This is a genomic window from Cupriavidus necator A5-1, from assembly GCF_000744095.1.
Classification (GTDB): domain Bacteria; phylum Pseudomonadota; class Gammaproteobacteria; order Burkholderiales; family Burkholderiaceae; genus Cupriavidus; species Cupriavidus necator_A.
This window is the reverse complement of record NZ_JQLI01000008.1, coordinates 1,939,910-1,956,195: the sequence shown is the minus strand read 5'-3', so window position 1 is coordinate 1,956,195 and position 16,286 is coordinate 1,939,910. Positions and strand designations below refer to the sequence as shown.

The following is a 16,286-nucleotide window of genomic DNA, read 5'->3' as shown; positions in this document are numbered from 1 at the left end:
AGTCCAGCACGTGCTGCGCCGCGGTGGGGAACTCCTTGACGAACTTGAAGCTGGAGGCCGCCCCGCCCAGGACCGAGTAGACCGCCTTGGGCCGGAACTTCTGCTGCTGCATGGTGCGCATCAGCAAGGCGTACTCGTTGTAGTAGTTGGCCGCGATCACGATGTCCGGGTTGGCCGCCTTCATCCGCAGCACGATATTGCCGAAGTCGCGCGTGGGGTTGGCGTGCCTGACCACCTCCTTGACCTCGAAGCCGAACTCCGGCAAACGCTGGCCCAGCAGCTTGGCCGTGCCGCTGCCAAAGAGCGATTCCTCGTGGATGATCATCGCGGTGCGCGCGCGGTTGCCGCTGAGCTGGTTGAGGGTGCGCAGGTTGCTCATGGCGGTTTCGGTCGCGACCTTGTAGCCGGTGCCGAAGCGGAACGTGTTGGTCAGGCCGCGCTCGACGATCGCATCGGCCACGCCCACGTCGACCACGTGCGCCAGGCCATGCGGGGCCGCCGCCTGCGTGGTCGCCAGGCAGATCGCGCTGGCATAGGCGCCGACCACCGCGCTGACGCCGGCCTCGTTCATCTTCTCGACCTCGGCCGCGCCGATCTCCGGCTGCGACTGGGCATCGCCCAGCACCGCTTCCAGCCTGGCGCCGCCCATGGACTTGATGCCGCCGGCGGCGTTGATGTCGGCAATCGCAAGCACCAATGCGCACCGGCTTGAGCTGGGCCCGTGCGATCTGCGGCGCCAGGGCACCCGCGCCGAGCAGTGCGGCCTGGCCCCGGGAATCGGCGTCTTGCCGGATAGGTTGTCGTCATGGTGGTCTCCTCCCTTCTATGAGCAGTGGTTTGTCAAGTCCCTTTGGGAGGTTGGGGCTAGTCGATCGACGATCAAACTTCCTACGTGCGGCATAGTCTGAAGCCGTTTGTGCGCGCGTCAGACGTGACGTCTGACCACCTTCTATCCGCCGGCGCTTGGCCGGCCTCGTCCTGCATGCGCATTACGCCGGAATCATCAACCAGGAGACATGCCCCATCTTGGTAAATCGGTTGCATCAGCAACCCGGGAGGAGAACGGGCATGTTCACCTCAGACCGTTTGTGCTTGCGTAGTTGCCCTGACCGACCGTTACCTCCTTCCTGCAAAACTTTTTTTGGGAGCCTACGCTGACTTCAGCCGTGCGCCTTCGGGAATCTCACCGTCTTTCAGATAGCGCCACAGCGCAATGGCGAGTCGCCGTGCGACTGCAACGATCGCGATGCGCCGGGCCCGCCGGTTTGGTCCCGTGCTCTGGGTGCGCGCGTTGAACCAGCGCGTGAGTGCACTGTCGGGTTGGTGGCGCAGCCAGCACCATGCCATCTCGACCAGTAACGCGCGCACTCGTCGGTTGCCCTGTTTGCTGATGCCCTGGTCGACCTGGCTCTCGCCGCTGTCGTAGGGCTGGGGCACCAGACCGGTACAGGCACCAACTTGGCGCCGGTTGCTGAAGTCCCTCCAGAACAGTTCGAGCGCGAGGCGCGACGCGCCCACTTCGCCAATCCCTTTCAGGCGCGCCAGGTCATCGCGTCGCTTGCGCGCGGGTGCGGGCAGGCTTGCCTGCCGCGTCTTCTCCAGCGCCGCGAGTTGCTGTTGTGCCAGCGCCAGCCGTTCGCACTCGCGCAGCAGCCGCTCGCGCATTTCGGGCGGCAACGGCGCGCCGTCGTGACACTTCACCTCGTCACGGGCGAGCCGGCCGGCGAAGTGCTTGTGATCCACCTCATCCCAGCAGCCGAACGTGGCCAGCAGTTTGCGCATGCGGTCGCGGTGCTGCAGCACTTCCTTCTGCAGTTGCCCGCGATCGCGCATCAGGTGCCGCGACGCTTCGTCCTGCGGCGATGGCGCGTGAACCACGTGCATGCGGTCGCGCTCGCCGCGTAGCCATGCGCGCAGGTTGATCACCAGCTTGATGACATCGAGCCGGTCGGTCTTCGCGCGCCGCTTGTGGCGTTCAACCGGAATGCTGGCCGGATCGATGACGTAGCACTTGATGCCGTGCGCCTGAAGCGCGCGACAGATCCAGAACCCGTCCTGGCCGGCCTCGTAGCTTACGACGACGCGCACCCCGGCTGGTAGGGACCACTTCTTTTTGTGCTGTTCGATCAGGTCCAGCACCGCCTGCAGACGCGCTGAGGCTTGCGGCTGCGCGACCGTATGCACCGCAGACTGCTCGCGGTGACCGTCGTGTAACGCGACCTTCCACTTCGCGGCCGCCAGTTCGAGCGATACCGCCAACACCCGCTCCTCGATATCTGTACGCATGATGTCTCCCCTGTGAGCCAAGCACGACACGCTGATTTTAAGCATCGGTTTGTCCTGTCTCATAGGATCTTGTTGTTTTAAGGCTCACCGCACCGCGGTGGCCAGGTCGCGCGCAAGCCAGATGCGCGCCTTGTCTTCGCCGGCACGCGTGAGCGCCATGCGGTAGTCGTAGCATTGCGGCCGGTACAGGCCCCGCAGCCACTGGACCAGGTCGCCGTCGATGTCGCGCACTACGCGCACGACGGACAGCAGCGGTGCGCCGACCGGCTCGTCCAGCAGCACCGCGGCCTGCGCGTCCGCCAGGCAGCTGGACAGCACCTGGTCGGCATCGCCGATGCGGATGCCGCCGTTCTCCATCAGCGCCAGCATCGGCTGCTGCTGCAGCGCGTCGGTGCTCAGCAGCGGCGCCACATGCGGCGGCGACCAAGTGGTGATCAGCGACACCGGGTTGCCCTGGTGCAGGTGCACGCGCGCCACGTGCAGCGCTTCTTCCGGCTCCGACAGCCTCAGCGCCGTGCGCACCTCTACCGGGCAGGGGCGCATGCCGAAATCGACCAGCCGTACCGAGGTATCGGCGACCGCTTCCAGCAGACTGTCGAGCAGCCCGCACAGGCGCGGCGGGGTACCGGCGCCCCGGACGTTGTCGACATTGACGAAAGTGCCCTGCCCGCGCGCCGGAAAATCAGGCCCTCGTTACTCAACTCTGACAGCGCCCGCCGAATCGTTACCCATGCCGCGCAATATAGTTCCATCAGGCTGAACTCCGCCGGCAGCCCACCCTCGTCATAAATCCCGCTCAGGATTTTCTGCCGTAATACCAGGTAAATACGGTGGTAACGCGGCATCGGAGAGTTGGGATTTTGCATTCTGGCGGCCTTCACTATGAGCGCAATAAAATGCCACTATCGTGTACATTTATCGAATTATAGAAATGCAGAAGGCCGATACATGGCATCCACGCGTCGAAATCATGCCATTTCGGACATGGCGGAACGATATATCAGTATTATTGCCACCTCAATAGGACAATAGATAGGACACAGTAGAGACTTACCCCAATGCAATGAATTTTATGGAAGCAAGTCCTTAATCAAGAGACCGCTGTGCTGATTATTCAATAAATGCTTCCGACGTTCTTTGGGCAGTAGCGCGTGCCCTTGGGTTGACGACACGCCACCTGCGCATCCGTGTGCGTATTGCTCGCGATCGCCCCCCGGTCCGCCCCGCGGCAGGCAATAAAAAACCCCGCCATCAAGGCGGGGCTGAAGCTGTAGGCGGGCTTCTTACGTAGCCGGCAGCGCGCTGCGGATTAACAGGTTGACCCGCTCCGGCTGTTCGTGAATAACCCAATGGCTGCCCTCTGGAATGCGTTCCACGCGCAAGTCGGGCACCAACTCGCCCAGCCCGTCCAGCAGCGACTTGGGCAGCGCGCGGTCGCGCTCGCCCCAGATCACCAGGGTGGGCACGTTGATGACAAAGGCAGCCGGGTCCAGGCGCGAAATGTCGGGCGGCGGCTCGCCCTCGCCTGGCGGATGCATCGGCGAGGCGCGGTAGAAATTGACGCCGCCGGCAAGCGGGTGGACGCCGTCCTCACCGGGCTGGGACCAGGCGGCGTGATACCTCGCCCGCGTCTCGTCGGTGAACCATGCAGCAGGTTTGCCGTCGGTATCGGCCAGCATCCGGTCCAGCAGCGCGAAGTCGTTGGCCGCCAGTGCCTTTTCCGCGCCCGGCTTGCGCAGCCAGTTCATGTAGGAGGAAGCGGCCTGCTGCTCCGGATCCGTAGCCAGCGCCTTGGCGAACAGGTAGGGGTGCGGCGAATTGACGATGACAAGCTGCCGCACCAGCTGCGGGAACTGGATCGCCAGGTTCCAGCAGATCGCGCCGCCCCAGTCGTGCGCCACCACCACGGCCTGGTCATAGCCCAGCGCGCTGACGAACTGCACCAGGTCTTCGACAATATGGCGCGGCTTGTAGGCCTCGACGGCGGGAGGCTTGCTCGACAAGTTGTAGCCGCGCAGGTCGGGTGCCACGGCAAAATGCGTGCGCCCGAACTCGGCGAGCTGCGCTTCCCATTCAAACCAGAACTCAGGGAAGCCATGCACGAACAGCATCAAAGGCTTGCCCCGCTCGCCCGCGCTGGCATAGTGCAGCCGGCTGCCGTTGGGCAGGCTGGCGTATTGCAGGTGGCGAATCACGGCGGCGGGTGCGGCCATGTCGTTCTCCATGTGCGGTCCTCCTCGTTGGTCGCGTTGCATTCAGCCGCGCAACGCGGCCACCAGGCCCGCACGGACCTCGGGCTTGTCGGCAAACGGATCGCCGGGATTGCGCGGCCCGACGATGTCCTCGAAGCGCTGGCGCACGGGTGCCAGCGCCTGGGGGTGGGAATAAATATAGAAGTTTTCTTCGCGGATGGCATCGAAGGTCTTCTGCGCGACCTCGGCCGCGGTGACCTTGCCGGAGCCGACGGCCTTGTCCGACAGCGCCTGCGACACCAGTTGCGAGCGCGTCGGCGGCGCCTGGTTGGCCAGGTCGGTAGGCCGGTTGCGCTGCGACTGGTTGATGCCGGTGGGGACGAAGTACGGGCACAGCACCGAGCAGCGCACCTGCTCAGTGACCAGCCCGAGGTCCTGGTACAGCGTTTCCGACAGCGACACCACCGCGTGCTTGGACACGTTGTACACGCCCATCGCCGGCGGATTGAGCAAGCCCGCCATCGATGCCGTGTTGACGATATGGCCCTGGTACGACGGATCTTTTTCCGCGGCGGCCAGCATCAGCGGCGTGAAGATGCGCACGCCGTGCACCACGCCGTAGAGGTTGACGCCCATCACCCACTCCCAGTCCTTCTCGGAGTTCTCCCAGATCAGGCCGCCCGCACCCACGCCGGCGTTGTTGAACAGCAGGTTGACCTCACCGAAGGCCTCGATAGCGGCATCGGCCAGCGCCTGCACTTGGTCGGCGCGCGACACGTCGGTGCGCAGGCCGATCACCGGCACGTTGCGCGCCTTGAACTCGGCCACGGTGGCGTCCAGTGCGTCTTCCTGTACATCGGCCAGCACCAGCTTCATGCCGAGGTCGGCGCCGATGCGGGCGAACTCCTTGCCAAAGCCCGAGGCGCCGCCGGTGATCACGGCCACCTTGTTGGAGAAATCCTTCATGTCGTCTGTCCTGTCGCGTGAATCGTGGTGGGAACGGCGGGCGGGTGCGTGGCGCGCGCTCAGGCGGCGCGCTGCACCTGGTAGCCCTGCCGCGGGAAATGCACGTTGAGCGCGCCCGCGCGCGTGTCCTGCCGGCGCAGCGTGACGCGGGCTGCCGTCAGCGACAGCAGCACGCCGGCCACGGGGTCGCGGGCGTAGTCGGTGGGCGTGACGGTGACGGGGTCGCCGGCCTGCAGGCCGCCATCGGCGACCACGCCCTCTTCCAGCGCCACCGGGTCGGCGCGGTGGGCCGCGGCAATGGCGTCCTCGCTGTCGATCACGCGCGGGCGGCCATGGCCGAAGGTGTTCATGCGCGCATACCAGGCCTGCAGCCGCGGGAACGCTTCCAGCAACTGTGCCAGCGCGCCGGCGCGGCGGATAAACCAGAGGTTGTGATACAGCGAGAAGTCCGCCACCGACAGCGCCGGGCCGGCCACATGCGCGATGCCGGCCGCGAACTGCCTCTCCAGGTGGCTGAAGGTCTTGTGCAGCAGCGCGCTCGCCTCGGCCAGCGGCATGCGCAGCGCGTTGGTATCGCCGCGCATGGCCTTGCGGTCGGCGGTGAAGGCCTGGATCTGCGCCGGCGACAGGTGCCCCAGCATGCTGGCGACGCCGGCCGGCTGGAACACGTAGGTCACCGACGCGGTGAACAACGCGGTATCGAACCACGCGGCTGCCAGCCGCGCCGCCGCGGCCTGCTCCGGCGGATACAGCGCCGGCGTGGGCGCCAGCGCGTCCAGCACCTCACAGATCAGCGCGGTGTCGCAATAGATGTCGGCGCCGATCTGCATCACCGGCGTACGGCGGTAGCCGCCGGTCAGCGCCAGCAGGTCGGGCTTGGGCAGGATGGCGGGGATTTCCACGGCCTGCCATGCCAGCGCCTTGGCGCCGAGCAGCAGGCGGATTTTTTCCGAGAACGGCGAGGTCGCGTACTGGTGAAGAATGATGTCGGCCATGCGATCCATCTCCTGTGTGTGGAACGATTGCGCGGAGGGCCGCGCTCGGCGGCGTGTTGCGGCAACCCCTTCTGACCCGCGCGATGGCGCTTCAGTCCAGCAGGTCTGGCTGTTCCTTGACGATGCGGGCGTACAGCGGCTGGAACTGGAACCAGCCCGCCTGCGCCGTGCCGACGATCGAATACGACTGGCGCGCGGCCGCGTCGGAGATCATCTTCAGCGGTGCCTGCGTGCGCGCGGCAGCGGCTTCGGCCAGCAGCTGCACCTGGCACGACCGCTCCATCGTGATAAACCACCACGCCGCCTCGTCCACGGTCTTGCCGACCGTCAGCAGGCCGTGGTTCTGCAGGATCGCGGCCTTGTTCTGGCCGAGTGCGTTGGCGATGCGCTGGCCTTCGTCCAGCTCCACCACCACGCCGCCGAAGTCGTCATAGACCGCGTGGTCGTTGTAGAACGCGCACACGTCCTGCGTCAGCGGATCGAGCGGACGGCCCAGCGTGGACCAGGCGCGGCCATAGGTGCTGTGCGAATGCGCCGCGGCGACCGCGTCGGGGCGGGTCTGGTGTATGCGTGAATGGATGGCGAAGGCGGCGGCGTTGACCGGATAGTCGCCCTCCACCACGTCGCCGTGGTGATCGCAGCGGATCAGGTTGGAGACCGTGACCTGGCTGAAATGCACGCCGAAGGGGTTGACCCAGAAGGTATCGGTGAACTCCGGATCGCGCGCGGTGATATGGCCGGCCACGCCTTCGTCGAAACCGAATTTCGAGAACAAGCGGAAGGCCGCGGCCAGGCGCTGCTTGCGGTGCAGGCGCTCCTCGGCCGCGGTGGCGAACTGCGGCGGGCGCGGCAGGTTGCGGTAGCGGGCCTTGACCTCTTCGGACAGGCCGGCGCCGATCTCGTCGGCGCGCTCAGTGACTTGCGGGGCGTTCATCGGTGTCTCCTCTTGTTCTGCCTGCGTTGTCCTGAACTGCGTGGCCGGCGGCACGCCCGCGGGCACGCCGCCGGTACGGGGCTCAGACCAGCTTGACCAGCTGCTTGCCGAAGTTCTTGCCCTTGAGCAGGCCGATAAAGGCCTCCGGCGCGCTGGCCAGCCCTTCGGCAATGCTCTCGCGGAACTTGAGCTTGCCCTGCGCGACGGCGGTGCCCAGTTCCTTCAGTGCCTGCGGCCAGACTTCCATATGCTCCGAGACGATAAAGCCCTCGATGGTCAGGCGCGACACCAGGATCAGCTGCGGGCTCTTCAGCGGCACCGGCTGGCCGTCGTAGCCCGCGATCATGCCGCACATGGCGATGCGGCCGAAGGCGTTCATGCGCAGCATCACCGCGTCCAGGATATCGCCGCCGACGTTCTCGAAATAGCCGTCGATGCCGTCGGGCGTGGCTTCCTTGAGCATCGTGTAGAGCTCCTTGGGATCCTTCGCCGCCTTGTAGTCGATACAGGCATCGAAACCCAGCTCGTTGACCACGTAGTCGCACTTGTCCTTGCCGCCGGCAAAGCCGACCGCGCGGCAGCCGGCCAGCTTGGCCAGTTGCCCGACCACGCTGCCGACCGCGCCCGAGGCCGCGCTCACGGCGATGGTCTTGCCCGGCTTCGGCATGATGATCTTGTTCAGCCCGTACCAGGCGGTCACGCCCGGCATACCGACCGAACCCAGGTAGGCCGACAGCGGGATATGCGTGGTGTCCACCACCTGCAGGCCGGTGCCGTCGCTGACGCCCATTTCCTGCCAGCCGAACATGCCGACCACCTTGTCGCCCGGCTTGAACTTGCTGTTCCTGCTTTCCACCACCTCGCCCACGGTGCCGCCGATCATCACTTCATTGAGCGGCTGCGGCACGGCGTAGGACTTGCTCTCGTTCATGCGGCCGCGCATGTACGGGTCCAGCGACAGGTAGTGGTTGCGCACCAGCACCTGGCCGTCGGCGATCTGCGGCACGGGGACTTCTTCCAGCCGGAAATTGGCCGGCGTTACCGCGCCCTCGGGACGCGAGGCCAGGACGATGCGCTTGAACGTATTGGACATGATCGGTTCCTTCCATTAGGAATGTGGAAACAGCATGGAAACTGCCTGGATACTGCAAGGCGGGGAGCGGCAGCGCCGCCCCGCGTACTTTCGTCTTGCCGGTGGTCAGCCGTCGGCGCCGGTGTCGGTTTCGCCCGGGCGCTGCGGCGGCATGCGCCGGATGTACTTGAAGGTGCCCGAGCCGCGCGCCACGGTCTTGCCGTCGGCGTCGACGATCTCGCCTTCGCAGAACACCATGGTGGTGGTGCGGTGCACGGTGGTGCCGCGCGCGGTCAGCGTGCCGCGCCCGGGCGCCATGAAACTGGTCTTCATCTCGATGGTGACCACGCCACGGCCGTCAGCGTCGGCGCTGCGGCCGGCCACGGCCATGGCCACGTCGAGCAGCGTCATGATCACGCCGCCGTGCGCCATGTCCCAGCTGTTCTCGTGACGCTTGAGGATCGGCAGCGCGATCTCGCTGCGCCCGCCTTCAGCCAGGCTGCAGGACACACCGAGGTCGGCGAGGAAGGGGATATGGGTCAGGGGCCCTTTGTACTGGTTCATGGCAAATGCAAGTCCGGAAAATGAGTACCTGCGAGGCAGCCGCCTCGCGCGGGCCCCAAGTTTGAGCGCAATCCGGCGTTCCGCCAAGCCGCGGCGCCGGATTGCCCCGCTCAGACCGCGCTGACGCCGCCGTCGACCGCCAGGATCTGCCCGGTGATGTGCTTGCCGGCATCGCTGGCAAACAGCAGCGCAGCACCCTTCAGGTCTTCATCGTCACCCAGGCGGTGCAGCGGCACGCCGGCGCACATTGCCTCCACGCCCAGGCGCTCGAGCGAGCCCTTGGTCATCTTGGACGGGAAGAACCCCGGCGCCAGCGCGTTGACGGTGATGTTGTGCTCGCCCCACTCGGCCGCCAGCGTGCGCGTGAAGTTGACCACCGCGCCCTTGGAGGTGTTGTAGGCGATGGTCTCCATCGTGCCCGGCGGGTTGCCGGCCAGCCCGGCGATCGACGCCACGTTGATGATGCGGCCGTAGCGGCGCGGGATCATCGACAGCTTGCCGATACGCTGGCTCAGCAGGAACAGGCCGCGGATGTTCAGGTTCATCACCTTGTCCCAGGCCTCGACCGGATGGTCTTCGGCGGGTGCGCCCCAGGTGGCGCCGGCGTTGTTGACCAGGATGTCGACGTGGCCCAGCTTTGCGATGGCTTCGTCGGCCAGGCGCGCGATCTCCGACTCCTGCGAGCCGTCGGCGGCGATCCAGTCGGCCTCGATGCCGAGCGACTTCAGGTGCGCCTGGGCTGCCTGCAGTTCATCGGCCTTGCGCGCCGACAGCACCACGCGTGCGCCCTGCTCGCCAAGCGCCTCGGCGATCTGCAGGCCGAGCCCGCGCGAGCCGCCGGTGATCAGTGCGGTCTTGCCCTTCAGGTCAAACAGTTGCTGGATGGTGCGCATGTTGTCTTCCTTCGTTCTCTTGTCTCTTGTCGATGGGGCGCGGCCCGGTCAGAACCAGGCGTCCTGCATGTCGAGCGTGGTGCGGTCGAGCGTTTCGAGCAGGTCGAGTTGCGGGCCGACCCGGGGCAATTCCCAGCGGAAGAAGTAGGCCGCCGCGGCCAGCTTGCCGCGATAGAAATCGTCGTCCTCCTTGCCGCTCGCCCGGGCCAGCCCTGCATGCGCCACCAACGCCTGCTCCAGCCAGATCCACGCCACCACCACGTGCCCGAAGGCTTCCAGGTAGACCGTGGCATTGGCCAGCGTCACGTTGGGGTCGCCCGCGCTCCACAGCGTCTGCGTGACCTCTGCCAGGCGCCTGGTAGCGGCACCGAGCGCGCGCGCCTGCTGCGCCAGTTCGGCATCGTCCGCACCCAACGCGCGCTGGATCGTGTCCTGCACGCGCTCGCCCAGCAGCTTGAACGCCGCGCCATCCTTCATCACCACCTTGCGCCCCAGCAGGTCCAGGCCCTGGATGCCGTGCGTGCCTTCGTGGATCGGGTTCAGGCGGTTGTCGCGGTAGAACTGCTCGACGTTGTACTCGCGCGTATAGCCGTAGCCGCCATGCACCTGGATCGCCAGGTTGTTGGCTTCCAGGCACCATTGCGACGGCCAGCTCTTGGCGATCGGCGTCAGGATGTCGAGCAGCAGCGCCAGGCGCGCGTGGGTGGCCTCGTCGCCAGAGGCGGCGGCCGCTTCTTCTTCGTCGACGAGTTGTGCGCAGTACAGGTTCAGCGCCAGGCCGCCTTCGACGTAGCTTTTCTGCGCCAGCAGCATGCGGCGGATATCGGCGTGCTCGACCAGCCTGACCTGCGGGCTGGCCGCATCCTTGCCGCCGGGGCCGACCGGGCGGCCCTGCGGGCGGTTGCGCGCGTAGTCGAGCGCATGCAGGTAGCCGGTATAGCCCAGCATCACCGCGCCCAGGCCGACGCCGATGCGCGCCTCGTTCATCATGTGGAACATGCAGGCCAGCCCCTTGTGCGGCTCGCCCACCAGGTAGCCGATCGCGCCGGCCTTGCCGCCCGGCTTGTACTTCATGCCTTCGCCGAAGTTGAGCAGGCAGTTGGTGGTGCCGCGGTAGCCCATCTTGTGGTTCAGGCCGGCCAGCACCACATCGTTGTGCTCGCCCAGCGAGCCGTCCTCGTTGACCAGGTACTTGGGCACGATAAACAGCGAGATACCCTTCACGCCCGGGATCAGCTTGCCGTCCGGGCCGGGGATCTTGGCCAGTACCAGGTGGACGATGTTGTCCGACAGCTCATGCTCTCCGGCGGAGATCCACATCTTGTTGCCGCGCAGGCGATATTGCGCGCCCAGCGGCGATTCGCCCTCGTACTCGGCGCGCGTGGTGATGTCGGACAGCGACGAACCGGCCTGCGGTTCCGACAGGCACATGGTGCCGAAGAAGCGCCCTTCCATCTCCGGCTTGACGAAGGTGTCGACCTGCGCCGGCGTGCCATGCTTGAGCAGCAAGTTGGCATTGCCGATGGTCAGGAAGGGATAGGAGCTGGTGCCGACGTTGGCGCCCTTGAAATAGGCAAAACCGGCTTTCTCGACCACTACCGGGAGCTGCATGCCGCCCAGTTCGTAATCCTGCCCGGCGGCCATCAGCCCGGCCTCGCAGAAGGCCTTCAGCGCGGTGCTGACCTCGGGGATGATGCTGACGGTCTCGCCGTCAAAATGCGGTTCCTGCTGGTCGTTCTTCTTGTTGTGCGGCGCGAACAGATCGGTGGCGATCTTCTCGCAGGTGTCCAGCGCGGCATCGAAGGTCTCGCGCGAGTGGTCGGCGTAGCGCGGGATGCGGGTCAGTTCGTCGACCTTGAGCCATTCGTACAGCACGAAGTTCAGGTCGCGGCGGGAAAGGATCATCGACATGGTGTCTCCATGCGGCGCACTGCGTGGCGCGCTGCGAGTTCTAATTGCCGTCTTCTTGTCTTCTTGCGAACTGCCGGTTTTCTCCCCTCTCCCATTTATGGGAGAGGGGCGGGAGAGGGCAGGCGTTTGCAGCATCAGGCGCGCTTAATGATGCTGGTGGGCTTTCGGGGCCGTTGGGCATAGCTGAACCGTCATGGTCTCTGCACGCGCCGCCCCTCTCCCCCGCCCCTCTCCCGCAGGCGGGAGAGGGGAGCAAACCGGCAGCATGCGAGCCTTGCCAGCCTTGCCGGCCTTGTCGGCAGTTACAGGACCTCGAACAGCCCCGCCGCGCCCTGGCCGCCGCCGATGCACATGGTCACCACCACGTACTTCACGCCGCGGCGCTTGCCTTCGATCAGCGCATGGCCGACCAGGCGCGCGCCCGACACGCCGTACGGGTGGCCCACCGCGATGGCGCCGCCGTTGACGTTGAGGCGGTCCATCGGGATGCCCAGCTTGTCGGCGCAGTACAGCACCTGCACGGCGAAGGCTTCGTTCAGCTCCCACAGGCCGATGTCCTCGACCTTCAGGCCGGCCTTCTTCAGCAGCTTGGGCACCGCGAAGACGGGACCGATGCCCATCTCGTCCGGCTCGCAACCCGCCACAGCAAAGCCGCGGAACACACCCAGCGGCTGCAGGCCCCTGGCCTCGGCCACGCGCGCATTCATCACCACCGCAGCCGAAGCGCCGTCCGAGAACTGCGAGGCATTGCCCGCGGTGATCACGCCACCCGGCACCGCGCTGCGGATCTTGGACACGCCTTCCAGCGTGGTGTCGGCACGGATGCCTTCGTCGGCGGAGATGGTGACTTCCTTGGTCACCAACTGCCCAGTGGACTTGTCGGCGACGCCGGCGAGCACCGTCATCGGCACGATCTCGTCCTTGAACTTGCCGGCTTCCAGCCCGGCGGCGGCGCGTTGCTGGCTGCGCACGCCGTACTCGTCCTGGCGCTCCTTCGAGATGTTGTAGCGCTTGGCCACGTTCTCGGCGGTCTGCAGCATGTTCCAGTAGATTTCCGGCTTGTTCTTGACCAGCCAGCTTTCCTGGATCATGTGGCGGTTCATTTCCTGCTGCACGCAGGAGATGCTCTCCACGCCGCCGGCGACGAAGATATCGCCCTCATCGGCGATCACGCGCTGCGCGGCCATGGCGATGGTCTGCAGGCCCGACGAGCAGAAGCGGTTGACGGTGGCGCCGGGCACGGTGACCGGGCAGCCGGCGCGCAGCGCGATTTGGCGCGCGATATTGGCACCGGTGGCGCCTTCCGGGTTGGCGCAGCCCATCAGCACGTCTTCCACTTCGGCGGCGTCGATCTTGGCGCGGGCGATGGCGTGCTGGACGGCGTGACCACCCAGCGTGGCGCCGTGGGTCATGTTGAAGGCACCCTTCCAGCTCTTGGCCAGAGCGGTCCGTGCGGTGGATACGATGACTGCTTCGTTCATGTGTTGCTCCTCGGAATCTCTTGTGTCTTTCAGTTCGGTGGTTCGGTTCAGCCCTGGCCCTTGAGCAGGTCGGCGGACATGACGCGCGCGACGCCGGCGTCGCCGAGGTCCTGCCATGCCCTGGCCAGCGACCCTTCCAGGTCGATGGCGCGGCAGGCGTCCTCGATCACGGCGGCCTCGAAGCCCGCGGCGCGCGCATCGAGCGCGCTCCATGCCACGCAGTAGTCCGTCGCCAGCCCCGCGCAGAACACGCGCTTCACGCCATGCTCGCGCAGGTAGCCAGCCAGCCCGGTGCGCGTGGTGCGGTCCGCCTCCAGGAAGGCGGAGTAGCTGTCCACGTCGGCGTGGTGGCCCTTGCGGATCAGCAACCGCGCGTGCGGCACGTGAAGGCCCGCATGCAGCGCGGCGCCCGGCGTGTCCTGCACGCAGTGCACCGGCCACAGCACCTGCTCGCCATATGGCAGCGTGAGCGACTGGAACGGCTGCGTGCCGGCATGGTTGGCCGCGAACGAGACGTGCGCGGCCGGATGCCAGTCCTGCGTCAGCACCACGTGCCCGAACGCGCGCGCCAGCCGGTTGATGACGGGCACCACCTCGTCGCCGTTGGGCACGGCAAGCGCGCCGCCCGGCATGAAGTCGTTTTGCACGTCGATCACCAACAGGCAATCGTCAGGTCCGATGGTGGTGTTCATGGCCGCTCCTGGCTGAACCCTGTTGGCGTATTAACCGTTAAAGCCCTTGCCTTCGTCCGCCAGCTTCTGCAGCAGCGGCGCGACCTGCCAGGCTTCACCGTGGTAGCCCTTGGCGTAGCGCTTCATCGCCAGCGCCACGTTGTACAGGCCGACCTGGTCCGCGTACAGCATCGGGCCGCCGCGGAACAGCGGGAAGCCGTAGCCGGTCAGGTACACCATGTCGATATCCGAGGCCTTGGAAGCAATGCCTTCTTCCAGGATCTTGGCGCCTTCGTTGACCAGCGCGAATACCAGGCGCTCGACGATCTCTTCGTCAGAGATCTTGCGGCGCGTGATACCCAGGTCCTTCGAGTGCTGCACGATCATGTCGTTGACCTGCTGGTTCGGGTACGGCTTGCGGTCGCCCGCCTTGTAGTCGTACCAGCCCGCGCCGGTCTTCTGGCCGAAGCGGCCCATCTCGCACAGCAGATCGGCGGTCTTGGAGTACTGGATGTCCGGCTTGTCCACCGCGCGGCGCTTGCGGATGGCCCAGCCGATGTCGTTGCCGGCCAGGTCGCCCATGCGGAACGGGCCCATGGCAAAGCCGAACTTCTCGATGGCCTTGTCGACCTGCTCGGGCAGCGCGCCTTCGTCCAGCAGGTAGCCCGCCTGGCGGCTGTACTGCTCGATCATGCGGTTGCCGATAAAGCCGTCGCACACGCCCGACACCACGGCGGTCTTCTTGATCTTCTTGCCGATCTGCATGACCGTGGCCAGCACGTCCTTGCCGGTCTTCTCGCCGCGCACCACTTCCAGCAGCTTCATCACGTTGGCCGGGCTAAAGAAGTGCATGCCGACCACGTCCTGCGGACGCTTGGTGAACGAAGCGATCTTGTTCACGTCCAGCGTGGAGGTGTTCGAGGCCAGGATCGCGCCTTGCTTGGCGACTTCATCCAGCTTCTTGAACACGGTCTCCTTGACGCCCATTTCCTCGAACACGGCCTCGATGATGAGGTCGGCGTCCTTGAGGTCGTCATAGGACAGCGTGGTGCTCAGCAGGCCCATGCGCTGCTCGACCTTCTCTTTCGTGAGCTTGCCCTTCTTGGCGCTGTTCTCGTAGTTCTTGCGGATCGTGGCCACGCCGCGGTCCAGCGCTTCCTGCTTGGTTTCCAGCATGGTGACCGGGATGCCGGCGTTCAGGAAGTTCATGCTGATGCCGCCACCCATGGTGCCGGCGCCGATCACGGCGACCTTCTCGATCTTGCGGGTCGCGGTGCCTTCAGGCACGTCGGGGATCTTGCTGGCGGCACGCTCGCCGAAGAAGGCGTGGCGCAGCGCGCGCGATTCCGGCGTGGTCACCAGGAACAGGAAGCCCTCGCGCTCTTCCTTCAGGCCTTGCTCGAACGGCTTGAGCGAGCCGGCCACCGCTTCCAGGCACTTCAGCGGCGCCGGGAAGTTCTTGGCCATCGCGGCCACGGTGTTGCGGGCAAAGCCCAGGTAGCCTTCGGGGTTCTCGTGGCGCACCTTCAGGTCGCGCACCTTGGGGTGCGGGCCGGTGGCGGCGCCAACGTTCTGCGCAAACTTGACCGCTGCGGGCAGCACGTCACCGTCGACGATCTCGTCGAACAGCTTGGTACCGGCGAACTTCTCGGACAGCACCGGGGTACCCGACACGATCATGTTGGCCGCGGCCTCCAGGCCGATCACGCGCGGCAGGCGCTGCGTGCCGCCGGCGCCGGGCAGTAGGCCCAGCTTCACTTCCGGCAGCGCGATCTGGGCGCCCTTGGACGCCACGCGGTAGTTACAGCCCAGCGCCAGTTCCAGGCCGCCACCCATGGCGACCGAGTGCACCGCGGCCACCACCGGCTTGGACGAAGCTTCCAGCACGCGGATCACCGAGTGCAGCGTCGGCTCCTGCATGGCCTTGGGCGTATTGAATTCACGGATGTCGGCGCCGCCCGAGAATGCCTTGCCAGCGCCGGTGATGACGATCGCCTTGACGGCGGCATCGTCCAGCGCGCGGGTCATGCCTTCGACGATGCCAAGCCGGGTGCTGTGACCCAGGCCGTTGACAGGGGGATTGTCGAGCGTGATGACGGCTACGCCGTCCTGAACCTGATACTGCGCTGTCATGCTGGTTCCTTTGTTCAGAAGTTGTCTCGGGATTCGAATTCTCGAATTCATTTTTTACCGCACCTGCACGGCCAGGCATGGCCGTTTACTGCCCGGGTGGCTCGCACCGCGGAGGGTAAACCCTCCAACCGACTTGCCGCATTCCCGCGCCCATCAACGCCTTCCGGCTGTCGGGCGAAACAAGCATA

At 66.0% G+C, this 16,286-nt stretch carries 14 protein-coding genes and 1 pseudogene; all 15 read right to left on the bottom strand.

Annotation, left to right across the window (positions count from 1 at the left end; all coding sequences use genetic code 11):
- Window position 1 precedes the first annotated feature (1 nt).
- A pseudogene (locus tag K307_RS33180) lies at window positions 2-715 on the bottom strand (ABC transporter substrate-binding protein); the annotation flags it as partial.
- Between the two features lie 434 nt (window positions 716-1,149).
- Window positions 1,150-2,286, bottom strand: a complete 1,137-nt coding sequence (locus K307_RS33175) for an IS110 family transposase (RefSeq protein WP_042885223.1) — start codon at window positions 2,284-2,286, stop codon at window positions 1,150-1,152.
- 84 nt (window positions 2,287-2,370) lie between these two features.
- Window positions 2,371-2,829, bottom strand: coding sequence for a GntR family transcriptional regulator (locus K307_RS49945; protein ID WP_230626209.1), 459 nt, complete (start codon window positions 2,827-2,829; stop codon window positions 2,371-2,373).
- Window positions 2,811-3,131, bottom strand: coding sequence for a GntR family transcriptional regulator (locus K307_RS49940; RefSeq protein ID WP_230626380.1), 321 nt, complete (start codon window positions 3,129-3,131; stop codon window positions 2,811-2,813). Before K307_RS49940 ends, K307_RS49945 begins: the two co-directional genes overlap by 19 nt.
- 438 nt (window positions 3,132-3,569) lie before the next feature.
- Window positions 3,570-4,511, bottom strand: coding sequence for an alpha/beta fold hydrolase (locus K307_RS33165; RefSeq protein ID WP_042885221.1), 942 nt, complete (start codon window positions 4,509-4,511; stop codon window positions 3,570-3,572).
- 30 nt (window positions 4,512-4,541) lie between these two features.
- On the bottom strand, window positions 4,542-5,444 hold the full coding sequence (locus tag K307_RS33160; RefSeq protein ID WP_042885219.1) for an SDR family oxidoreductase: 903 nt from the start codon (window positions 5,442-5,444) through the stop codon (window positions 4,542-4,544).
- A 59-nt stretch (window positions 5,445-5,503) separates the two neighbouring features.
- The gene (locus tag K307_RS33155) at window positions 5,504-6,439 is read right to left on the bottom strand and encodes a glutathione S-transferase family protein (protein ID WP_042885217.1); all 936 of its coding nucleotides are present in this window, start codon (window positions 6,437-6,439) and stop codon (window positions 5,504-5,506) included.
- A gap of 91 nt (window positions 6,440-6,530) precedes the next feature.
- On the bottom strand, window positions 6,531-7,373 hold the full coding sequence (locus tag K307_RS33150) for a class II aldolase/adducin family protein (RefSeq protein ID WP_042885215.1): 843 nt from the start codon (window positions 7,371-7,373) through the stop codon (window positions 6,531-6,533).
- 82 nt (window positions 7,374-7,455) lie between these two features.
- Window positions 7,456-8,466 (bottom strand): NADP-dependent oxidoreductase, encoded by a 1,011-nt coding sequence (locus K307_RS33145; protein ID WP_042885213.1) that lies wholly within the window; start codon window positions 8,464-8,466, stop codon window positions 7,456-7,458.
- A 105-nt stretch (window positions 8,467-8,571) separates the two neighbouring features.
- On the bottom strand, window positions 8,572-9,009 hold the full coding sequence (locus K307_RS33140) for a PaaI family thioesterase (RefSeq protein ID WP_042885211.1): 438 nt from the start codon (window positions 9,007-9,009) through the stop codon (window positions 8,572-8,574).
- 110 nt (window positions 9,010-9,119) lie between these two features.
- Window positions 9,120-9,902 (bottom strand): SDR family oxidoreductase, encoded by a 783-nt coding sequence (locus K307_RS33135; protein ID WP_022534586.1) that lies wholly within the window; start codon window positions 9,900-9,902, stop codon window positions 9,120-9,122.
- Between the two features lie 48 nt (window positions 9,903-9,950).
- A complete protein-coding gene (locus K307_RS33130) occupies window positions 9,951-11,813 on the bottom strand; it encodes an acyl-CoA dehydrogenase (RefSeq protein WP_042885208.1) in 1,863 nt (620 codons plus the stop codon).
- 302 nt (window positions 11,814-12,115) lie between these two features.
- Window positions 12,116-13,294 carry an acetyl-CoA C-acyltransferase gene (locus K307_RS33125; protein ID WP_042885206.1) on the bottom strand — a complete coding sequence of 393 codons (1,179 nt, stop codon included), beginning with the start codon at window positions 13,292-13,294 and terminating at the stop codon, window positions 12,116-12,118.
- A gap of 47 nt (window positions 13,295-13,341) precedes the next feature.
- Window positions 13,342-13,986, bottom strand: coding sequence for a bifunctional nicotinamidase/pyrazinamidase (pncA, locus tag K307_RS33120; RefSeq protein ID WP_042885204.1), 645 nt, complete (start codon window positions 13,984-13,986; stop codon window positions 13,342-13,344).
- Window positions 13,987-14,016: 30 nt separating this feature from the next.
- Window positions 14,017-16,098: a 3-hydroxyacyl-CoA dehydrogenase NAD-binding domain-containing protein gene (locus K307_RS33115; RefSeq protein ID WP_042885202.1), complete on the bottom strand. Its 2,082-nt coding sequence runs from the start codon at window positions 16,096-16,098 to the stop codon at window positions 14,017-14,019.
- Window positions 16,099-16,286 lie beyond the last annotated feature (188 nt).